16 protein-coding genes are annotated in these 16604 nt (G+C 68.3%); 6 read left to right on the forward strand and 10 right to left on the reverse strand.

Annotated features, from left to right (window positions below):
- Nucleotides 1-60: 60 nt before the first annotated feature.
- A complete protein-coding gene (locus QMA07_RS02705; protein ID WP_290159822.1) occupies nt 61-1020 on the reverse strand; it encodes a permease prefix domain 1-containing protein in 960 nt (319 codons plus the stop codon).
- Between the two features lies 1 nt (nt 1021).
- On the reverse strand, nt 1022-1354 hold the full coding sequence (locus QMA07_RS02710; protein ID WP_140036300.1) for a helix-turn-helix transcriptional regulator: 333 nt from the start codon (nt 1352-1354) through the stop codon (nt 1022-1024).
- A 113-nt stretch (nt 1355-1467) separates the two neighbouring features.
- Between QMA07_RS02710 and QMA07_RS02715 the strand changes: the two genes are divergently transcribed.
- Together QMA07_RS02715 and QMA07_RS02720 are read left to right on the forward strand one after the other, a co-directional pair.
- Nucleotides 1468-2487: a GNAT family N-acetyltransferase gene (locus QMA07_RS02715; RefSeq protein WP_290159824.1), complete on the forward strand. Its 1020-nt coding sequence runs from the start codon at nt 1468-1470 to the stop codon at nt 2485-2487.
- 59 nt (nt 2488-2546) lie between these two features.
- Nucleotides 2547-3524: an o-succinylbenzoate synthase gene (locus QMA07_RS02720; protein WP_290159825.1), complete on the forward strand. Its 978-nt coding sequence runs from the start codon at nt 2547-2549 to the stop codon at nt 3522-3524.
- 9 nt (nt 3525-3533) lie between these two features.
- Here QMA07_RS02720 and QMA07_RS02725 read toward each other — a convergent pair whose 3' ends face one another.
- A complete protein-coding gene (locus QMA07_RS02725; protein WP_290159826.1) occupies nt 3534-4157 on the reverse strand; it encodes a TetR/AcrR family transcriptional regulator in 624 nt (207 codons plus the stop codon).
- 141 nt (nt 4158-4298) lie between these two features.
- On the opposite strand from QMA07_RS02725, the gene QMA07_RS02730 reads away from it, so the two are divergent.
- From QMA07_RS02730 to QMA07_RS02740, 3 genes are all read left to right on the forward strand, one after another.
- A complete protein-coding gene (locus tag QMA07_RS02730) occupies nt 4299-7100 on the forward strand; it encodes an efflux RND transporter permease subunit (RefSeq protein ID WP_290159828.1) in 2802 nt (933 codons plus the stop codon).
- Nucleotides 7097-9061 carry a YhgE/Pip family protein gene (locus QMA07_RS02735; RefSeq protein WP_290159829.1) on the forward strand — a complete coding sequence of 655 codons (1965 nt, stop codon included), beginning with the start codon at nt 7097-7099 and terminating at the stop codon, nt 9059-9061. The genes QMA07_RS02730 and QMA07_RS02735 overlap by 4 nt, the downstream gene beginning before the upstream one ends.
- A 163-nt stretch (nt 9062-9224) precedes the next feature.
- Nucleotides 9225-9821 (forward strand): 2'-5' RNA ligase family protein, encoded by a 597-nt coding sequence (locus QMA07_RS02740; RefSeq protein WP_290159831.1) that lies wholly within the window; start codon nt 9225-9227, stop codon nt 9819-9821.
- A 15-nt stretch (nt 9822-9836) separates the two neighbouring features.
- Here the strand turns inward: QMA07_RS02740 and ccsB are convergent, their stop codons facing one another.
- The 5 genes from ccsB to QMA07_RS02765 form a co-directional block, all read right to left on the reverse strand.
- On the reverse strand, nt 9837-10823 hold the full coding sequence (gene ccsB / locus QMA07_RS02745; protein WP_290159833.1) for a c-type cytochrome biogenesis protein CcsB: 987 nt from the start codon (nt 10821-10823) through the stop codon (nt 9837-9839).
- 4 nt (nt 10824-10827) lie between these two features.
- Nucleotides 10828-12600 carry a cytochrome c biogenesis protein ResB gene (locus QMA07_RS02750; protein ID WP_290159835.1) on the reverse strand — a complete coding sequence of 591 codons (1773 nt, stop codon included), beginning with the start codon at nt 12598-12600 and terminating at the stop codon, nt 10828-10830.
- 28 nt (nt 12601-12628) lie between these two features.
- Nucleotides 12629-13408, reverse strand: a complete 780-nt coding sequence (locus QMA07_RS02755; RefSeq protein ID WP_290159837.1) for a cytochrome c biogenesis CcdA family protein — start codon at nt 13406-13408, stop codon at nt 12629-12631.
- Between the two features lie 16 nt (nt 13409-13424).
- Nucleotides 13425-14078 (reverse strand): TlpA disulfide reductase family protein, encoded by a 654-nt coding sequence (locus tag QMA07_RS02760; RefSeq protein WP_290159839.1) that lies wholly within the window; start codon nt 14076-14078, stop codon nt 13425-13427.
- A 63-nt stretch (nt 14079-14141) separates the two neighbouring features.
- Nucleotides 14142-14546 (reverse strand): MerR family transcriptional regulator, encoded by a 405-nt coding sequence (locus QMA07_RS02765; protein WP_290159841.1) that lies wholly within the window; start codon nt 14544-14546, stop codon nt 14142-14144.
- Between the two features lie 59 nt (nt 14547-14605).
- Between QMA07_RS02765 and QMA07_RS02770 the strand changes: the two genes are divergently transcribed.
- A complete protein-coding gene (locus tag QMA07_RS02770) occupies nt 14606-15505 on the forward strand; it encodes an NAD(P)/FAD-dependent oxidoreductase (protein ID WP_290159843.1) in 900 nt (299 codons plus the stop codon).
- A gap of 88 nt (nt 15506-15593) precedes the next feature.
- Here the strand turns inward: QMA07_RS02770 and QMA07_RS02775 are convergent, their stop codons facing one another.
- Nucleotides 15594-16223 (reverse strand): histidine phosphatase family protein, encoded by a 630-nt coding sequence (locus tag QMA07_RS02775; RefSeq protein WP_290159845.1) that lies wholly within the window; start codon nt 16221-16223, stop codon nt 15594-15596.
- A 1-nt stretch (nt 16224) separates the two neighbouring features.
- Nucleotides 16225-16599, reverse strand: coding sequence for a DUF5684 domain-containing protein (locus QMA07_RS02780; RefSeq protein ID WP_290159847.1), 375 nt, complete (start codon nt 16597-16599; stop codon nt 16225-16227).
- Between the last annotated feature and the right edge of the window lie 5 nt (nt 16600-16604).

Consider the following 16604-nt stretch of genomic DNA (forward strand, 5'->3'; position numbering starts at 1 on the left):
GCGGGGGTTGCAGACGCAGACGGCGTCACCCGAAGTGGCGACGCCGTCTGGGTTCTACGGTCAGGCGCGACGGGCGCGAGCGGTCTTGATCCATCCGTCCACGGTGTCCCAGATCGGGAAGGCCACGAGGCAGAAGCCCGTGACGACCGTGAGGATACGCATGGTCTCGTCCGTCACTCCGTTGTCGGTGAAGACGTAGCTGAGGAACTCCGGATTGAGCAGTTCTCCCTGCACCAGCAGCGTCAGCGACCAGGCCGCGAACACCACCGCGAGCGCCGTGTTGACAACCGCGGTGCCGATCGTCCAGCGACGCTGGGCGTAGACGGCCACGGCCAACAACGCCTCTGCGACGAAGAGCGCGAGGAGGAACGTGATGCCCCACGGCCACAGCGCCGGGTTCAGCAGGGCGATCGGAGCACCCTCGGTCGGGAAGAAGCCGAAGAACGCGTCCCAGAACACCGCCCCCGCGCCGAGCACGAGGAAGACGATCGAGGCGATGGCGTCGGCGCGACCGGCACCGCTCTGCGTGGGTTCGGGCAGCTGGTCGACGCTCCACTTCACTCCGGTGTCGGCGCCGGTGCGCTCGAGGACGAAGAACACGAGCGTCACCCAGAACCCGACGTGGACGATGGAACCGAGAGCCGCCACCACGGCCGTGCCGATGATCTCGCCCGTCGGGGCGCCGTCGATGAGTTGTCCGAGCATGACACCGCCGAACGCACAGATCGGAACGATGATCAGCAGCAGCTTCAGCAGCCGCCACCAGACGAGGTAGTACTTCGGCCCGATCAGGTGCAGCGGGCGGTCGGCATAGCCCGCGGCGAGGATGCCGGGGTCGCCGAGTTCGGTGAGGACGGCGCGCTCGGCGTCTGCCTGCGCCTCGCCCTGGTCGAGCCTCGCGTCGATCGCATCCGCGATCGACGCTTCGAGCTCTGCGCGAACGTCGTCCTGCACCTCGGGCCTGAGGCTGCGGATCGTGGCGCTGATGTAGCGCTCGGTGAGCGTGGCTGTCGTGGTCATGTCAGTGCTCCTCAGCTGTGAGGGTCGCGATCGCCGCGGTCAGCGATCGCCATTCTTCGGTGAGAGTGTCGGCGAGCCGGATGCCGGCTTCCGAGGTGCGATAGAACTTGCGAGGCCGCGCCTCGTCGGTGTTCCACTCGCTCGTGAGGTACTCCTGCTTCTCGAGCCTGCGAAGCAGCGGGTACAGCGTGTTCGCGTCGGTGGCGAAGCCGCGGCGCTCGAGGTCTTCGAGCAGTCCGTAGCCGTACCCCGCAGTGCGCAGCAGCTGCAGGCAGGCCAGCACCACGGTGCCGCGGCGCAGTTCCTGCAGATGCGTGTCGAGGGTCTCGTTCATGTCGATCACATTACTGTGTGTCACACACTATTGTCAATCGCACATCTGTGTGAGGGGTCATGTGCCACGAGGCATGCCCTCGGCCCCTCCGGTAGAGCAACTACCGTGGGGTGATGACGATCGAGATCTCCCGCATAGATCCGTTCGACGACGCCGAGGTGCGCGCCTGGTGGGAGTGCTACGCCTCCGCCGAACGAGCGGACCGCGGCACGGATGCCGTCGTCTGGTCTCGGGCGGAGAGCCGCAGCGAGCTGCAGCAGCAATCGGCCGTCGTCGACCGGCGCGCCTATCTGCTCCGCGACGGCGCAGACGTCGTCGGATCCGCGAGCCTCGGGCTGCCACTCAAGGACAACACGCACGTCGCACACCTCGCGATCAGCGTGCCGCCACGCCACAGACGACGGGGCATCGGCACGGAGGCACTCGCCTTCCTCGAGCGCGAAGCCGTGACATCCGACCGCACGACGGCGCAGGGTTCGGCGTCGTGGCCCTTCGAGCTCGGTGCGGAGGAAGCGGGGTCCCCCGGCCGCGAGTTCGCCAGGCGACACGGATACAGCCTCGCTCTCGGCGACGTGCAGAGCAGACTGCCCCTGTCTGTGGACCCCGCACTGCTCGACCGGATAGAGAGCGACATCGCAGCTGCGATCGCGCAGTACGAGATCCGGAGCTGGGTCGGCCGCATCCCCGACGACGTCGTCGAGCGCTGGACGATCCTCGACGCGACGCTCGAGACCGAGGCGCCGACCGGCGAGCTCGACATCGAACCGCAGAAGCCAGACGTCGACAGCATCCGGGAGAGCGAGGAACTGCTCGACCTGCAGGGCCGCATCTCGTTCGGGACGATCGCGCTCGCGCCGGACGGCGACGCCGCCGCCTATTCACAGCTCGTCGTGTCGACCGACGACGGCAACGCGTATCAGTGGGGAACCCTCGTCCGCGCGGCCGACCGAGGTCACCGGCTCGGCATCGCGGTCAAGGTCGCCAACCTGCGGATGCTGCACCGTGAGGCGCCTCAGGCACGTGCCGTCTACACCTATAACGCGGAATCGAATGCGCACATGCTCTCCGTGAACACGCTGCTCGGCTTCCGCCCGAGCGAACGACTGGGCGAACTGCAGAAGCGTCTGATCTGAGGCGACTCCGTCGGCACGGCGGATCCCCGGAGGCGGCTCGGACAGAGCAGAATGAGCACATGCTCCCACCGCTCGCAGATCTGCTCGCCTCGGCCAGGGTCGTCTCGCTTCCGATGCACACCCGCTTCCGCGGAGTGGACACCCGAGAAGCGCTGCTCTTCGAAGGCCCCGAAGGCTGGGCGGAGTTCTCCCCGTTCCTGGAGTATGAGGATGCCGAAGCCGCGACCTGGCTCGCGGCGGCGATCGACTTCGCGTGGCGGTCGCAGCCGGCACCCCTGCGCGAGCGCATCGGCGTGAACGCCACGATCCCCGCCATCGAGGCGTCACGGGTCGCCGACGTGCTGGCCAGGTTCGCCGGGTGCCGCACCGCCAAGGTCAAGGTCGCAGAGCCCGGCCAGACACTGGCGGACGACGTCGCTCGCGTGCGAGCCGTACGAGAGGCGATGGGGCCGGAGGGACGCATCCGCGTGGATGCCAACGGAGCCTGGAACGTCGACGAGGCCGAGCATGCGGTGCACGCGCTCAACGAGTTCGACCTCGAGTACGTGGAACAACCCTGCGCGACGGTGCCAGAGCTCGTCGAGGTGCGCACCCGCGTGAAGTACATGGGCATCCCGGTCGCGGCAGACGAGAGCATCCGCAAGTCGTCCGACCCACTCGCCGTGGCTCGGGAGAAGGCCGCCGACCTGCTCGTGATCAAGGCGCAGCCGCTGGGGGGGATCACGCACGCGCTGCAGATCATCACCGCGGCCGGCCTTCCCGTGGTCGTCTCCAGTGCCCTCGACACCGCGATCGGACTCTCGCAGGGCGCGGCGCTCGCCGCCGCCCTGCCGACGCTCGACTACGACTGCGGGCTCGGCACCGCATCCCTGTTCCTCGATGACGTCGCCGACCTGCGGCCGGTCGACGGCTCGATCCCCGCCGGACGCGTGACGCCGGATGCGGCCGCACTGACTCGACTCGCCGCTGACGACGACCGTCGCGACTGGTGGCTCGATCGCCTCAGCCGCTGCTACGAGGTGCTCACCGCGCGCTGAGCCGGGGCCTCACTCGGCGAGCAGCAGTTGCACGAGCCTGCCCAGCTCTTCGCTGCCCGAGTGCCGCAGCTGATCGGAGTCCTGGCCTGCCATCGCACCGCGAACGGTCATGCCCTCCCACAGGATCATGAGCATGCGCGCGGCCTCCTCCGCCGGAACCTTCAACTCGAGAGAGCTCACCGAGACGATGTCGGTGATGATCACCGCGATGCTCGAGACCATCTCGCGCTCCTGCACGAGATAGGCCTCACCGAACTGATGATCACGCAGCGCGCGGATGCGGATCTCACTCATCAGCATCACGCCGAGCCGGTCATCACCGCCCGCATCCATGATGCGCTGAACGAGTTCGACCGGATCGCACCCCTCTGAGAGGCCGCCCTCCGCGGCGATCTCCGAGACTCGGGCGCGCACTCCGTTGACGCGCTGCTCGCCGACGCTGCCGGCAAGCATCAGGAACAGCTCGTCCTTGGACTCGAAGTTCGAATAGAACGCTCCACGCGTGAATCCGGCACGGTCGCAGACCGCTTCGACCGAGGCGCCGTCGAGGCCGACCTCTGCGAAGACCTGCGCAGCTGCGTCGAGAAGCCTGGCTCGCGTGTTCTCCCGGCTGCGGGTGGCGGGTGTCGTCATCGATCCATCTTTCCACTGGGTTCCTGAGCCTGTCGAAGGATCTCACACCCCGCACACAGACTCCCGGCCTCGGATCACCTTACGATACAGGTATGTATCGGATACACCTGTGTATCCGAACCGTATTCCCTGAGGAGCCTCGTGTCCACACTCCTGTCCTCGCTCGGCCGCTGGTCGTACCGGCACCCATGGCGGGTCCTCGTCTCCTGGCTCCTCGCGCTCGGCATCGCCGGCGCCGGCGCGCTCGTGCTCGGAGCAGGAACGGACAACTCGTTCTCGATCCCGGGCACCGAGTCCCAGGCGGGCCTCGAGCAGCTGAACCGCTCCTTCCCCGCGGTCAGCGGAACCAGCGCGCAGATCATCGTGGTCGCCGCGGACGGCGATTCGATCACCGATGACTCCTATCGCGACGACATCGAGGATGCTGTCGACCAGCTCGCCGATCTCGACGATTCTGTGCTCTCCGCCACCTCTCCGTTCGACGAGATGGTCAGCGGGATGATCAACGACGACGAGACCGCCGGCATCATCCGCCTGCAGTTCGACGGTCAGGCGACCGATGTGTCGGACGCGACGCAGGACGACCTGCGCGCCGTCGTCTCCGACCTCTCAGCCGAACTCCCCGACGGCTCGCAGACCGCTCTGGGTGGGGAGCTGTTCGCGACCTCGATCCCCGGCCTGACGCTCACCGAGGCCGTCGGTCTGCTGATCGCCCTGCTCGTGCTGATCGTGACCTTCCGCTCGTTCGTCGTCGCAGGGCTCCCGCTGCTCACGGCGGTGCTCGGCGTGGGCATCTCGATGGCGGGCATCTTCGCGGCGACCGCCTTCGCCACGGTCTCGTCGACCACTCCTCTCCTCGCCCTCATGCTCGGCCTCGCGGTCGGCATCGACTACGCGCTGTTCATCATGGCCAGGCACCAGGATCAGGTCCGCGAGGGGGTCGATCCCGAGGAATCCACTGCCCGCGCCGTCGGCACGGCCGGCTCCGCGGTGGTGTTCGCCGGCGTGACCGTGCTGATCGCCCTGATCGGACTCGGCTTCGCCGGCATCCCGTTCCTGACGACCATGGGCATCGCGGCATCCGCCGCCGTCGCCGTCGCCGTCGCGATCGCGGTGACACTCACCCCTGCGCTGCTGGGATTCATGAAGGGCCGGGTGGCGGGCCGGCCGCGCAAGGCACCGAAGGCGAAGAAGAGCGCGCCTGCTCCTGCACCGCGGGCGCGATTCAGCGAACGCTGGGTGACCGGCGTGACCAAGCGCCCGATACTCGTCTCACTCGCGGTCGTGATCGGCCTCGGAATCGTCGCGGTACCTGCTCTGAGCCTCAATCTCGCCCTTCCCAACGCCGGCGTGCTGCCGAAGGACTCCGAAGCACGGCAGAGCTACGACCTCGTCGCCGAGGAGTTCGGCCCCGGATTCAACGGCCCCATGATCCTCACGGGCACGATCGTCACCTCGACCGACCCCCTCACGTTGATGGAAGACCTCGGCGACGAGGTCGCCGAGATCGACGGCGTGAAGGAGGTCGCCCTCGCGACCCCGAACGAGACCGCCGACACCGGCATCGTGCAGATCATCCCCGAGACGGCACCCGACGACCCCGCGACGGCCGACCTGGTGCGCGAGCTGCGATCGCATCACGACGAGTGGCTCGACGAGTTCGGAATCGACCTCAAGGTCACCGGCTTCACCGCCGTCGGCATCGACATCTCCGACCAACTCGGCAACGCGCTGCTCCCCTTCGGCATCTTCGTGATCGGTCTCTCTCTGATCCTGCTCACGATCGTGTTCCGCTCGCTCTGGGTGCCGATCACCGCCGCAGCCGGCTACCTGCTGTCGATCGTGGCCGCCTTCGGCATCGTCGGGGCGGTGTTCGAGTGGGGCTGGTTCGCCGATGCCCTGCACGTCGCCAAGGTGGGCCCGATCATCAGCTTCATGCCGATCATCCTGATGGGTGTGCTGTTCGGGCTCGCGATGGACTATCAGGTCTTCCTGGTGTCGCGGATGCGCGAGGACTTCGTGCACGACCCCGACGGGAAGCATCCCGACCGAGCCACGCGTCGCGCCGCCGCGTTGCGAGCCGTTCACAGCGGCTTCACGGGCTCAGCCAAGGTCGTCACGGCCGCTGGTCTCATCATGTTCGCCGTCTTCGTGGCGTTCGTCCCCGAAGGCGACTCCTCGCTCAAACCCATCGCTCTGGGCCTCGCGGCCGGAATCGCGATCGATGCGTTCCTGGTGCGGATGACGCTGATCCCCGCTCTCATGGCCATTCTCGGCGAGCGCGCATGGGAGATCCCGACCTGGCTGGAGCGGATCCTCCCGAGCGTTGACATCGAGGGCGAGGCGGTGGAACGCGAGCGCCACCTGGCGGGCTGGCCGGGAGACGAGTCGGTCGTGGCCGCCGACGATCTCACTGCGACGGATGCCGGCATCGAGGGCCTCCACCTGCGCCTCTCCCCCGGCGGGTCCGCCGTGATCACCGGCTCGTCCGCCGGCGCGCTGCGCGCTCTGGCGCTGTTGATCGCCGGCCGCGCGACGCCCGACGACGGACGCCTCCGCGTCGCCGGCCATCTGCTTCCGGGGCGAGCGGCGTGGGTGCGCGCACATGTCGGAGCCGTCATGACCGCAGATGCGGGGAGCCTGACGGCCGACCTCACCGAAGCGCTGCGCGGGCGCCCCGCGCTCGTGGTGATCGACGCAGCCGACCGGCTGTCGCGCCCCGAACGCGATCAGCTCGCCGCACGGCTGCGTGACACCCGCAGCACGACCGCGATCCTGCTCACTGCGCTCGACGCCGAGATCGGTCTCGAGATCCTCGCAGATGCCGGTCGCACCCCCGCCGACGTGGTCGACATCGACGCATCGACAGCACAGACACGACCCGAGTCCTCGGTGCACCGCACCGCGGACGGCACCACCGAATCGACCGAGGTGAACGCATGACCCTCCCCATCGAACGCGCCCGCTCGCGCAAGCCCATCACGTGGCTGACGATCCTCGGCATCCTGCTGCTTCCCGCCGCCGTGGGCGGCATCCTGGTCGCCGCATTGCAGAACCCGACCGAGCGCCTCGACTCGATGACCGCCGCGATCGTCAACCTCGACGAGCCGGTGGAGATCGACGGACAGCTGACGCCGCTGGGCCGGCAGCTCGCATCAGGCCTCGTCGAGGGGTCGGACGAGCTCGACTCCAACCTCACGTGGGTGATCTCGAACGAGGATGACGCGGCCGACGGGCTCGCTGACGGGTCGTATCAGGCCGTCATCACGATCCCCGAGGACTTCTCGGCCGCCGCGACCTCGGCAGGGCAGGCGATCTCCGACGGCGGAGGTGACGCCGAGCAGGCGACCATCCGGGTCACCACGCCGGATGACGGGCTCGTCGCCGACGATCTCATCACCGGCCAGATCGCGAACGCCGCCGCGTCGAGCATGGGCACGCTGCTGTCGGAGGCCACCACCGAGAACATCCTGGTCGGCTTCACCACGATCGGCGATCAGATCGGAGAGGCCGCCGACGGCGCCGCCCAGCTGGCGACCGGCGCACGCGACGCGGCGACCGGTGCGGCCGCGATCCCCGACGGCGCGACACAGCTCGCCTCTGGCGCCACCGAGCTCGGAAACGGCGCATCGTCGCTCGCCTCCGGGCTCGACACGCTGGCGGCGAAGACGCGCGAGGCTGCGGGTGGAGCGAGCCAGATCGGCACCGGTCTGACCGCAGGCGCGACGGAGCTGAGCACCCAGGCAGGGCAGATGCCCGCCCTCGTCGGGGCGATCGGGGCCGGAACCGATGCCGCGACCGACGCCGCGACGAAGACGGGGGGCCTCGCGCAGCGTCTCGGCGCGATGGCAGCGAGTTGCGACCCGGCCGTCTCGGGAGAGCTGTGTGCTGAGCTCGCCACCGAAGCCGCGAACGCAGCGGAGGCCGCGAAGGCCGCCGGAACCGCATCGGGGTATCTCACGGCCGTCGAACCGCAGATCGCGACTCTTCCCGGCGCGTTCACCACTCTCGCGACTCAGCTCGGTGACGCGGGCGCCGGCGCGACGAACCTCGCGGACGGCCTGAACCAGCTGGCGTCCCAGGGTCTCGACGAGTCCGCTGCCGGTGCCCGAGCGCTGTCGACCGGAGCCGTTCAGCTGTCCGACGGGACGACCGAACTCGCGACCGGTGCCGCCGAACTCGCGACAGGCGTCGACGCCCTCGCCACCGGAACGGGTGATCTCGCCGGGGGGCTGCGCACCGCATCCGAGTCCCTCCCCTCGTTCAGCGACTCGGAGTCGACCTCGCTCGCCACCGTGATCGCCGACCCTGTGACGTCGAAGGGGGCCGACGGTGCCACGATCTTCGGTCCGACCGCGATCCCGCTGCTCGCGGCTGTCGTGCTGTGGTTCGGAGCTCTCGCCTCCTTCCTCGTGATGCGGGCGCACACCGCGCGCACCCTCACGTCGCGACGCTCCTCTGCAGGTCTCGCGCTGCGCGCCTTCGCCCCGGCCGCCGCCATCGGCGCCGCTCAGGGTCTGCTGGTCGCGCTGATCGTGCAGATCGTCGCGAGCTACGATGCCGCGACCTGGTGGGCATTCGCCGGAATCGCCGTGCTGGCCGGGATCGTCTTCGCCGCCGTCAACCAGGCGCTCGTCGCGGTCTTCGGCGGCGTCGGTCGCTGGATCAGCGCCCTCGTCGGAGTGCTCGCGATCGCGACAGGGCTGATCTCGACGGTGCCCGGCTGGCTGGCGGATCTCGGAGCCTCCCTGCCCACAGCCCCCGCATTCGCCGGTCTGATCGCCGCGAACGGAGGCGCAGCCGCCGGCCTCATCGTGTGGGGGGTCCTCTCGCTCGTCGCGACCACCGTCGCAGTCGCCCTGCGTCGCACGACCTCGGTGAGAGCGGCTGCGGCGACCGCCTGAGACCCCGCTCCGGGCGCCCTCCCCGGGCACACCTTCGGACCACACCCGACGACGCGTCGCGCCTCGTTCGCGATGCGCGGCGCGTCGTCATCCGTCTCCGCAGCCGTGCCCACATGGGCAGGCGCGGTATTCGGACACAGCCCCACGCACGTACGATCAGAAGATGCGTCGCCCGTTCATGACCTCTCCCGCCCAGCTCGAGTCACTCGAGGGGCAGCAGTATCTCGTGCTGCGCCCGACGAGAGCGGTGTCGGACGTCTACCGGGCAGAGCAGAGGTCGGCCCTCGGCCGGATGGACGCTCCGCACCCGCATACCGAGCACGTCACTCTTCGTGCATTCCACGAGCCGGAGCGTCGGGAAGACCTGCTCGCCCTGGTCCGCGAATGGGCGGTGGCGCAGCGGCCGATCGAGGTCGTCGCCGAGGCCGTCGACGTGTTCCCGGCTCCGTGGCAGGTCGTCATCCTTCGCCTGAGACGAACCCCGTCGCTCGTGTCGGCCTACGCGAACCTCAGCGAAGCTCTCGAGGGCACCGACTTCCGTCGACTGGACGAGCGCAGCACGGAGGACTGGACGTTCCACCTGTCGGTGATCTACGCGAAGACGCTCGCACCCGCGGCATGGACCGAGCTGTCGCACAAGTCCCGCCGCTCGCTCAGCTCACGCCCCGCCGAGACCATCAGCGAGGCCGAGCTCGTCTGGTACGAAGACGGCGCCGAGCACTCCGAAGTGATCCCGTTCGGACTGCGCTCGTTCAGATGACGCCTGCGCGGGCGCTCAGCTGAGGCCCGAGTAGGCGTGCAGCCCCTTGAAGAAGACGTTGACGATCGTGAAGTTGAAGAGCACGGCCGAGAAGCCGACGATCGCCAGCCAGGCCGACGGGTTGCCGCGCCAGCCGCGCGTCGCACGCGCGTGGATGTACCCCGCGTAGAGCACCCAGATCACGAAGGTCCACGTCTCCTTGACGTCGAAGCCCCAGAAGCGGCTCCAGGCGTAGTAGGCCCAGATCGAACCGGCGATGAGCGTGAACGTCCACAGGATGAAGCCGATGATCGTGAAGCGGTAGGCCATGCTCTCGAGGCGCTCCGACCCGGGGAAGGTGCGCAGGAAGCCGGGGCCGGTCTTCTCAGCTCCCTCGGAGATCAGCCGCTCGCGGCGGGACTGCATCAGCTGGATCACCGACAGCGCGAAGGCCAAGGCGAAGAACGCGGTGCCGAGGGATGCCACGAAGACGTGGATCACCAGCCACACGCTCTTGAGCGGGTCCATCAGAGGCGAGACCTCGACGTAGAAGTTGGTGGCCGAGAGCCCCAGCAGCACGACGACGAGACCGGTGATGAACGTGCCGAGGAAGCGCAGATCGATGCGAGTGAGGACCACGAGGAACACCGCGACGATCAGCAGCGTGCCCATCATCGCGAACTCGTAGAGGTTGGCCCAGGGCACCCGCCCGGCCGCGAAACCACGCGTGAGCGTGGCTGCGAGGTGGAAGAGGAACGCGAGCACGGTCAGCGAGGTGCCGATGCGCGCCATCACGAACCGCTGCGGGGTCACCACGGAGTCGGATGCCGGAGCACCCTTCGCTCCCTTGGCACCGCGCGCACCCGCGCCGGCTCCGACCAGTTCGAATTCCCGCACACTCGCCGCATCCGCGGACAGCTGCGACCGGCGGGCGAGGTCGAAGGCGTAGGCCACGAAGGCCGCAGCGTAGATCGCGATCGCCGTCCACAGCAGGATCGGCGAGATCACTTCGAGATCGAACATGATGTCAGTCTACTTTCGGGGTGTCGGATGCGGGGCGCTCGGGGCCGCCCTCGCGGACGTTCTCGGACGCCGTCTCAGCCTGGTCTGGATCGATGACGGTCGGCACCGGCGTCGTCACTCCCGCGGCGTCCATCAGACGCACATGGCCGGCGACCAGGTCGTCGACAGCCGTCGCGAGAGTCGGGTCCTCGCCGCGTGCGAGACCCGCGTACTCGAGGGAGACGACACCATCCTCAGCCGTCGCCTTGACCCACACTCGGCGCCGGGGGATGAACAGGGCGAGCATGAGTCCGCCGAGCGCGAGAAGCGCGAAGCCGAGAACCCACGGCCCCGACGCGTCACGGTGGATCTGCAGCGAGGCGAAGCGCTTGACCGACTGCGAGGCGTCGGTGGCCCCCGCCGGCGATTCATCCTCGAAGGTCACGGTCCCGAGTCCGTTCGGCAGGTCAGCCGTGTCACCGGGGGCCAGCTCGATCGACTCGAGATCGGTCGTGCGTCCGGTCACCTTCGTCATGTCCGAGGTGTCGAGCACGTAGACCGAACGCGGCACGCCCTCGTTGATGCCGAGATCGCCCGTGTACACGTCGAGCGTGAGGGTCGGGTTGGTCAGATCGCCGAAGCCCGAGAAGAACGCGCCGGTGTCGAGCACACCCGTGGTCGGATAGAAGAAGCCGACCAGACCGATCTGCTCGCTGAGCCCGTCGGGGATCTTGATGACGCCGAGCGAGGTCATGTTGTTGTCCTGCGGCAGGAACGGCGTGCTGTTCGTGAACACGACCTCCCCGTCGGGGTCGCGGACCGTGATCGTCGGGGCGTACCCGTTGCCCAGCAGGAAGACGTTGTCGTCGGCGACGCCGAGAGGCTCGTTGACCTTGACCGAGCCGGTGCGCTCCTCGCCGTTCTCCTGCACGGTGACGTTGGCCGAGAAGTCGCCCGCCTGACCCGAGCCGGGCTCGCCGAAGGGCTGGTAGGTGACGTCGAAGCTGTCGAGGCGCATCGAGTACGGTGCGAGAGCGCCGTCGCTGACGAAGCGGCCGCGGTTCATCGAGTCGTAGTCGAGCAGCGTGTTGGCGAACGTCTCGCCCTCGACCAGCACTCGCTGGCCGGTGTAGGCGAACCCGCCTCCGACTCCCACGGTGATCAGCACACCGACGAGGGCGAGGTGGAAGAGGAGATTGCCGGTCTCGCGCCAGTACCCGCGCTCAGCGGAGACCGACGACGTGCGACCCGAGTCGTAGCGCTCCACGCGGTATCCGAGAGCCTTGAGCTGCTTCGTCGCGATGTCGATCGTGGCCGCAGCGTCGGCGGGCGCATCCGTCGATGCGCGATCGACCGCGCGGAAGTCGGCGAGCCGCTTCAGTCGTGCGGGAGTGCGGGGTGGGCGTGCCTGCAGCGCCTTCGCGTGGTGCCGGATACGCGGGATCACACAGCCGACCAGCGAGGCGAACAGCAGCAGGTAGATCGCCGAGAACCACGGCGACAGATACACGTCGAAGAGCTTCAGCGAGTCGAGCACCGGGAACAGATCGGGATTGTTGCGCTCCCACTCCGTGACGCCGTTGGGGTCGGCCATCCGCTGCGGGAAGATCGAGCCGGGGATCGCCGCGATCGCGAGCACCAGCAGCAGGATCAGCGCGGTGCGCATCGAGGTCAGCTGACGCCAGCCCCAGCGCAGCCAGCCCACGAAGCCGAGGCGCGGCTGGGTGATCGACTCCTCACCGTCGACGTGGTCTGACGGTCGGAGCGGATCGCTGGACCTCTCGGTAGTGCTGCTCACGTCATCCTTCCGATGCGTCGTGTTCTCATCAGAACGGGAGGGGGACACTGCCGATCACCACCGTGAGTCGCGACATGATGTCGGTCCAGAGCCCGGTCACCATCAGCACGCCGAGGACGATCAGCAGCACGCCGCCGATGATGTTCACGATGCGGATGTGACGGCGGAGGAACCCGACCGTCTTCGTGGCCCAGCCGAAACCGAGGGCGACGAGCAGGAACGGGATGCCGAGGCCGAGCGAGTAGGCGAGGCCGAGGAACCCGGCGCGCACCGGGTCGCCGGCATTGAACGAGAGAGCGATGATCGCGCCGAGCGTCGGCCCCATGCAGGGGGCCCAGCCGATTCCGAGCGCGATTCCCAGCAGAGGTGCGCCGATGATGCCCACCTTGGAGTCGACGTGGAACCGGATCTCTCGCTGCGCGAACCCGAAGGCGCCCAGGAAGATCAGGCCCATGACGATGATGAAGACTCCGAGGATGCGCGTTATCAGGTCGCCCCAGCGGAGGAAGAAGACGCCGAACGTGCCGCTGAGCACCGTGTAGAGGATGAAGACGACGGTGAAACCCAGGATGAACAGCAGCACACCGAGCACGAGTCGACTACGGGCGGGAGCCTCGACCGTCGAGACGGCGGTGCCGTCGGCGGTGTTCGCCCCCCGGCGAGGAGTGACGGCTCCCCCGAGGAATCCGAGGTAGCCGGGCACCAACGGCAGCACGCAGGGCGACAGGAAGGAGACGAGGCCGGCGAGCATCGCGACGGGGATCGCGAGCCACAGGGCTCCCGATCCGATGATGGCTTCGGGGTTCACGCCGCTCCTGAGGGACTCACGAGTCCTCCGCGAGCGCGTCCTTGACGAGCGTCGAGAGGATCGAGGTGCCGTCGATCGGCCCGATGATGCGTGCGGCGACCCGGCCCTGCTTGTCGAGCACGAGAGTGGTCGGCGTCGCCTGGATCGGCACCGACGATGCGAAGGCGAGCTTCGCCTCCGCGGTGTCGACATCGATGAGACTCGGGTAGGTCACGCCGAACTCCGCCGAGAACGCCTTGGCCGTGTCGGCCTGATCACGGGTGTTGATCCCCAGGAAGGCGACGTCGTCTCCGCCGTGCTCCTGCCACACGCTCTCGAGGTCTTCCGCCTCGAGGCGACACGGTGCGCAGCCGGCGTACCAGAAGTTGACGACCGTCACCTTGCCCGCGAGCTCCGAGCTGCTGAAGTCGTCGCCGTTCTCGGTCACGCCGCCGAAATCGACGACGGGTTCACCGCGCTCGGCGACGGGGATCTCGACGATCGCTCCGTCGGCGGCGACATAACCGGGGTTGTCACCGCTCAGGAACGAATCGTTCACGGGATCAGGAGCGCAGGCGCTCAGACCGATGGCTAGTACCGCGGCGAGCGCGGCACCGACCGCGCGGCGAGAAGGCCGGATGCGGGAGGAGCGGCCGCTGCGGATCGGACGAACCGTCGAGGCGAGTGGCACGATTCCCAGTTTACGCGGGGGTTCCTATGCATGGGCCGGATGCGGCCAGGCGCGGAGGACCCCTCAGAGCCGTGCCAGCACGTCGTCCACGCTCGCCCGGAACCGCGGACAGGTCGCGATGTCGTGGGCGCGGCATCCCATGGCATGCTCGGTCATCTCTCGCGACCGTCGCATGTCCTCCATGCGGCGATCGAGGTCGTCGAGGTGCTGCTGCAGCACCTCGTGTCGACCCCCGCTTCCGTCGTCGAGCAGCACGCCGATCTGCTCGAGGCTCATGCCCGCCGCCTTGCTGCGCTGGATCACCGCGATGCGCACGACCTCGTCCTGCCCGTACCGACGTCGCCCCGCCGAGTCGCGAGCCGGGCGCAGCAGCCCGACCGCCTCCCAGTGCCGCAGCACATTCGTGGGCAGATCGAAGCGCGCCGCGACCTCGCCGACGGACCAGGAACTCTCGACACTTGACTTCATGTCAACATGAAGTCACAGACTGACGGGAAACGCAAACGCGCACCTCGGAAGGACCCCACATGTACGACGCGATCGTCATCGGAGCAGGCCCCGCCGGCCTCCAGGCGGCACTGACCCTCGGGCGGATGCATCGGCCCACCCTGCTTCTGGATTCGGGCGAGTACCGCAACGGCACCGTCCTCCACATGCACAACGTCGTCGCGAACGACGGAACTCCCCCGGCGGAGTTCCGTTCGACGGCGCGCGCTCAGCTCGCCGAGTACGCGGATGTCGAGATCCGCGACGTCGGCGCACAGACGGTCACGGGTGGGGAGGGCGCGTTCACCGTGCTGCTCGCGGACGGAGCTTCTGTCGACACGAAGAGCGTCATCCTCGCGACCGGTGTCGCCGACGACCTCCCGCCCGTACCAGGCCTGCAGGACCTGTGGGGCGTGAAGGCCTTCAGCTGCCCGTTCTGCGACGGCCACGAGCACGCGGGGCGCTCCATCGCCATCCTCGGCCCCGCGCCTCGGGCCGAGCATCTGATCGGGCTCCTGGGTCGGATCGTGGCAGACATCACCGTCTTCCCCGTCGAGCAGGAGTTCTCGACCGATGAGAGGCAGTCGCTCGAGAGTCTGGGCGCCCGCGTCAACGCGGGGCTCGTGACCGCTGTCGCATCCGACGCCGACGGGGTGCGGGTCAGCGCGGGCGACGATGAGCAGACCGTGGCCGGCGTCTTCGTGGCATCCGGCTCGCTGCGCCACCGCGCACCGTTCGCCGATCAGCTCGGTCTGCACCTGCTGCCGTCCGGGTCGATCGAGATCGACGACTTCGGCCGCACGTCTGCGCCCGGAGTCTTCGCCGCCGGCGATCTCGCGCACCGGGCGTCGCTTCCCGGCCCGATGGCATCGGTGCTGTTGGCCGCCGCCGCCGGTCAGCTGGCGGCAGTCGGTGTCATCCAGTCGCTGATGGCTCCGTGATCGCGAGCACCTTCGCCGCAGCGCAGTGACGGTCGCTTCCCGACTCGGGGAGCGACCATCACTGCGACCGGAGCCGCTGGCTCAGACTTCAGACGGCCCCGACATCGACTGCGCCACCCGTCGCCGCGGGCTCCGCGTAGTCGACCTCGCGCCAGACATCGCCCACGAGCTCGAACGACGTGACGCTCGACAGCGCGCAGCGACGGGTGCGGGGGTCGTGCTGCAGCGGCAGACCCGCGACCCGCAGGTGGGTGATCCAGATCGGTGCCTGGTGCGACACCATCACGAGGTCGCCGCCGTCTACCGCTCGCCACGCTTCTGTCATCACGCCCAGCATCCGCTCGGCGATCGACGCGTAGGGCTCGCCCCAGCTCGGCAGCGACGGCTGGCGCAGGTGCCACCAGTTGAGCGGGTTCATCAGCGAGCGTCGCATCTGCGTGCCCTCGAACACGTTCGTCGGCTCGATGATGCGGATGTCGATCTCGGGCACCAGGTCGAATCGGGTCGCGAACGGCTCGGCAGATTCCTGTGCACGCTCCAACGGCGACGAGTACAGCGCTGCCACCGGCCTGTCGAGCGAGGCGACGTGATCGGCGGCCGCCTGCGCCATCTTTCGCCCGGCCCTGCTGAGGTGGTAATCGGGCAGCCGGCCGTAGAGCACGCGCTTCGGATTGTGCACCTCACCGTGTCGGACGAGGTGCAGTCGTGACGCCACCATGTCAGACCGCGCGGTAGCGGGACTCGCCGAATCCGATGATCAGATATCCGATGTAGGGGAAGACGAAGAGCAGGAAGAACGAGAAGAGCCCGCCCTTGCCGAAGCGCTCGCCGAGCTTGATCGCGACGATGATGCCGAAGATGAATCCCACGATCGGGATGAGATAGAGCAGCGCGAGCCAGCCGGACATCCCCGCGATCTTCACGAGGAACACGACGTTGACGAAGGGGATGATCGCGAGGATGCCGGGGTATCCCGCCTTCGTGAACACCTTCCATAGGCCGATGACGACCAGGACGTAGAAGACGAGCGCGATGAGCCCCGTCGTGCCGGAGAAGATCGATGCGTACAGATCCGAGATGCCGTTGGAGTCCATGATGA

This window comes from Microbacterium sp. APC 3901 (assembly GCF_030407765.1).
Classification (GTDB): Bacteria; Actinomycetota; Actinomycetes; order Actinomycetales; family Microbacteriaceae; genus Microbacterium.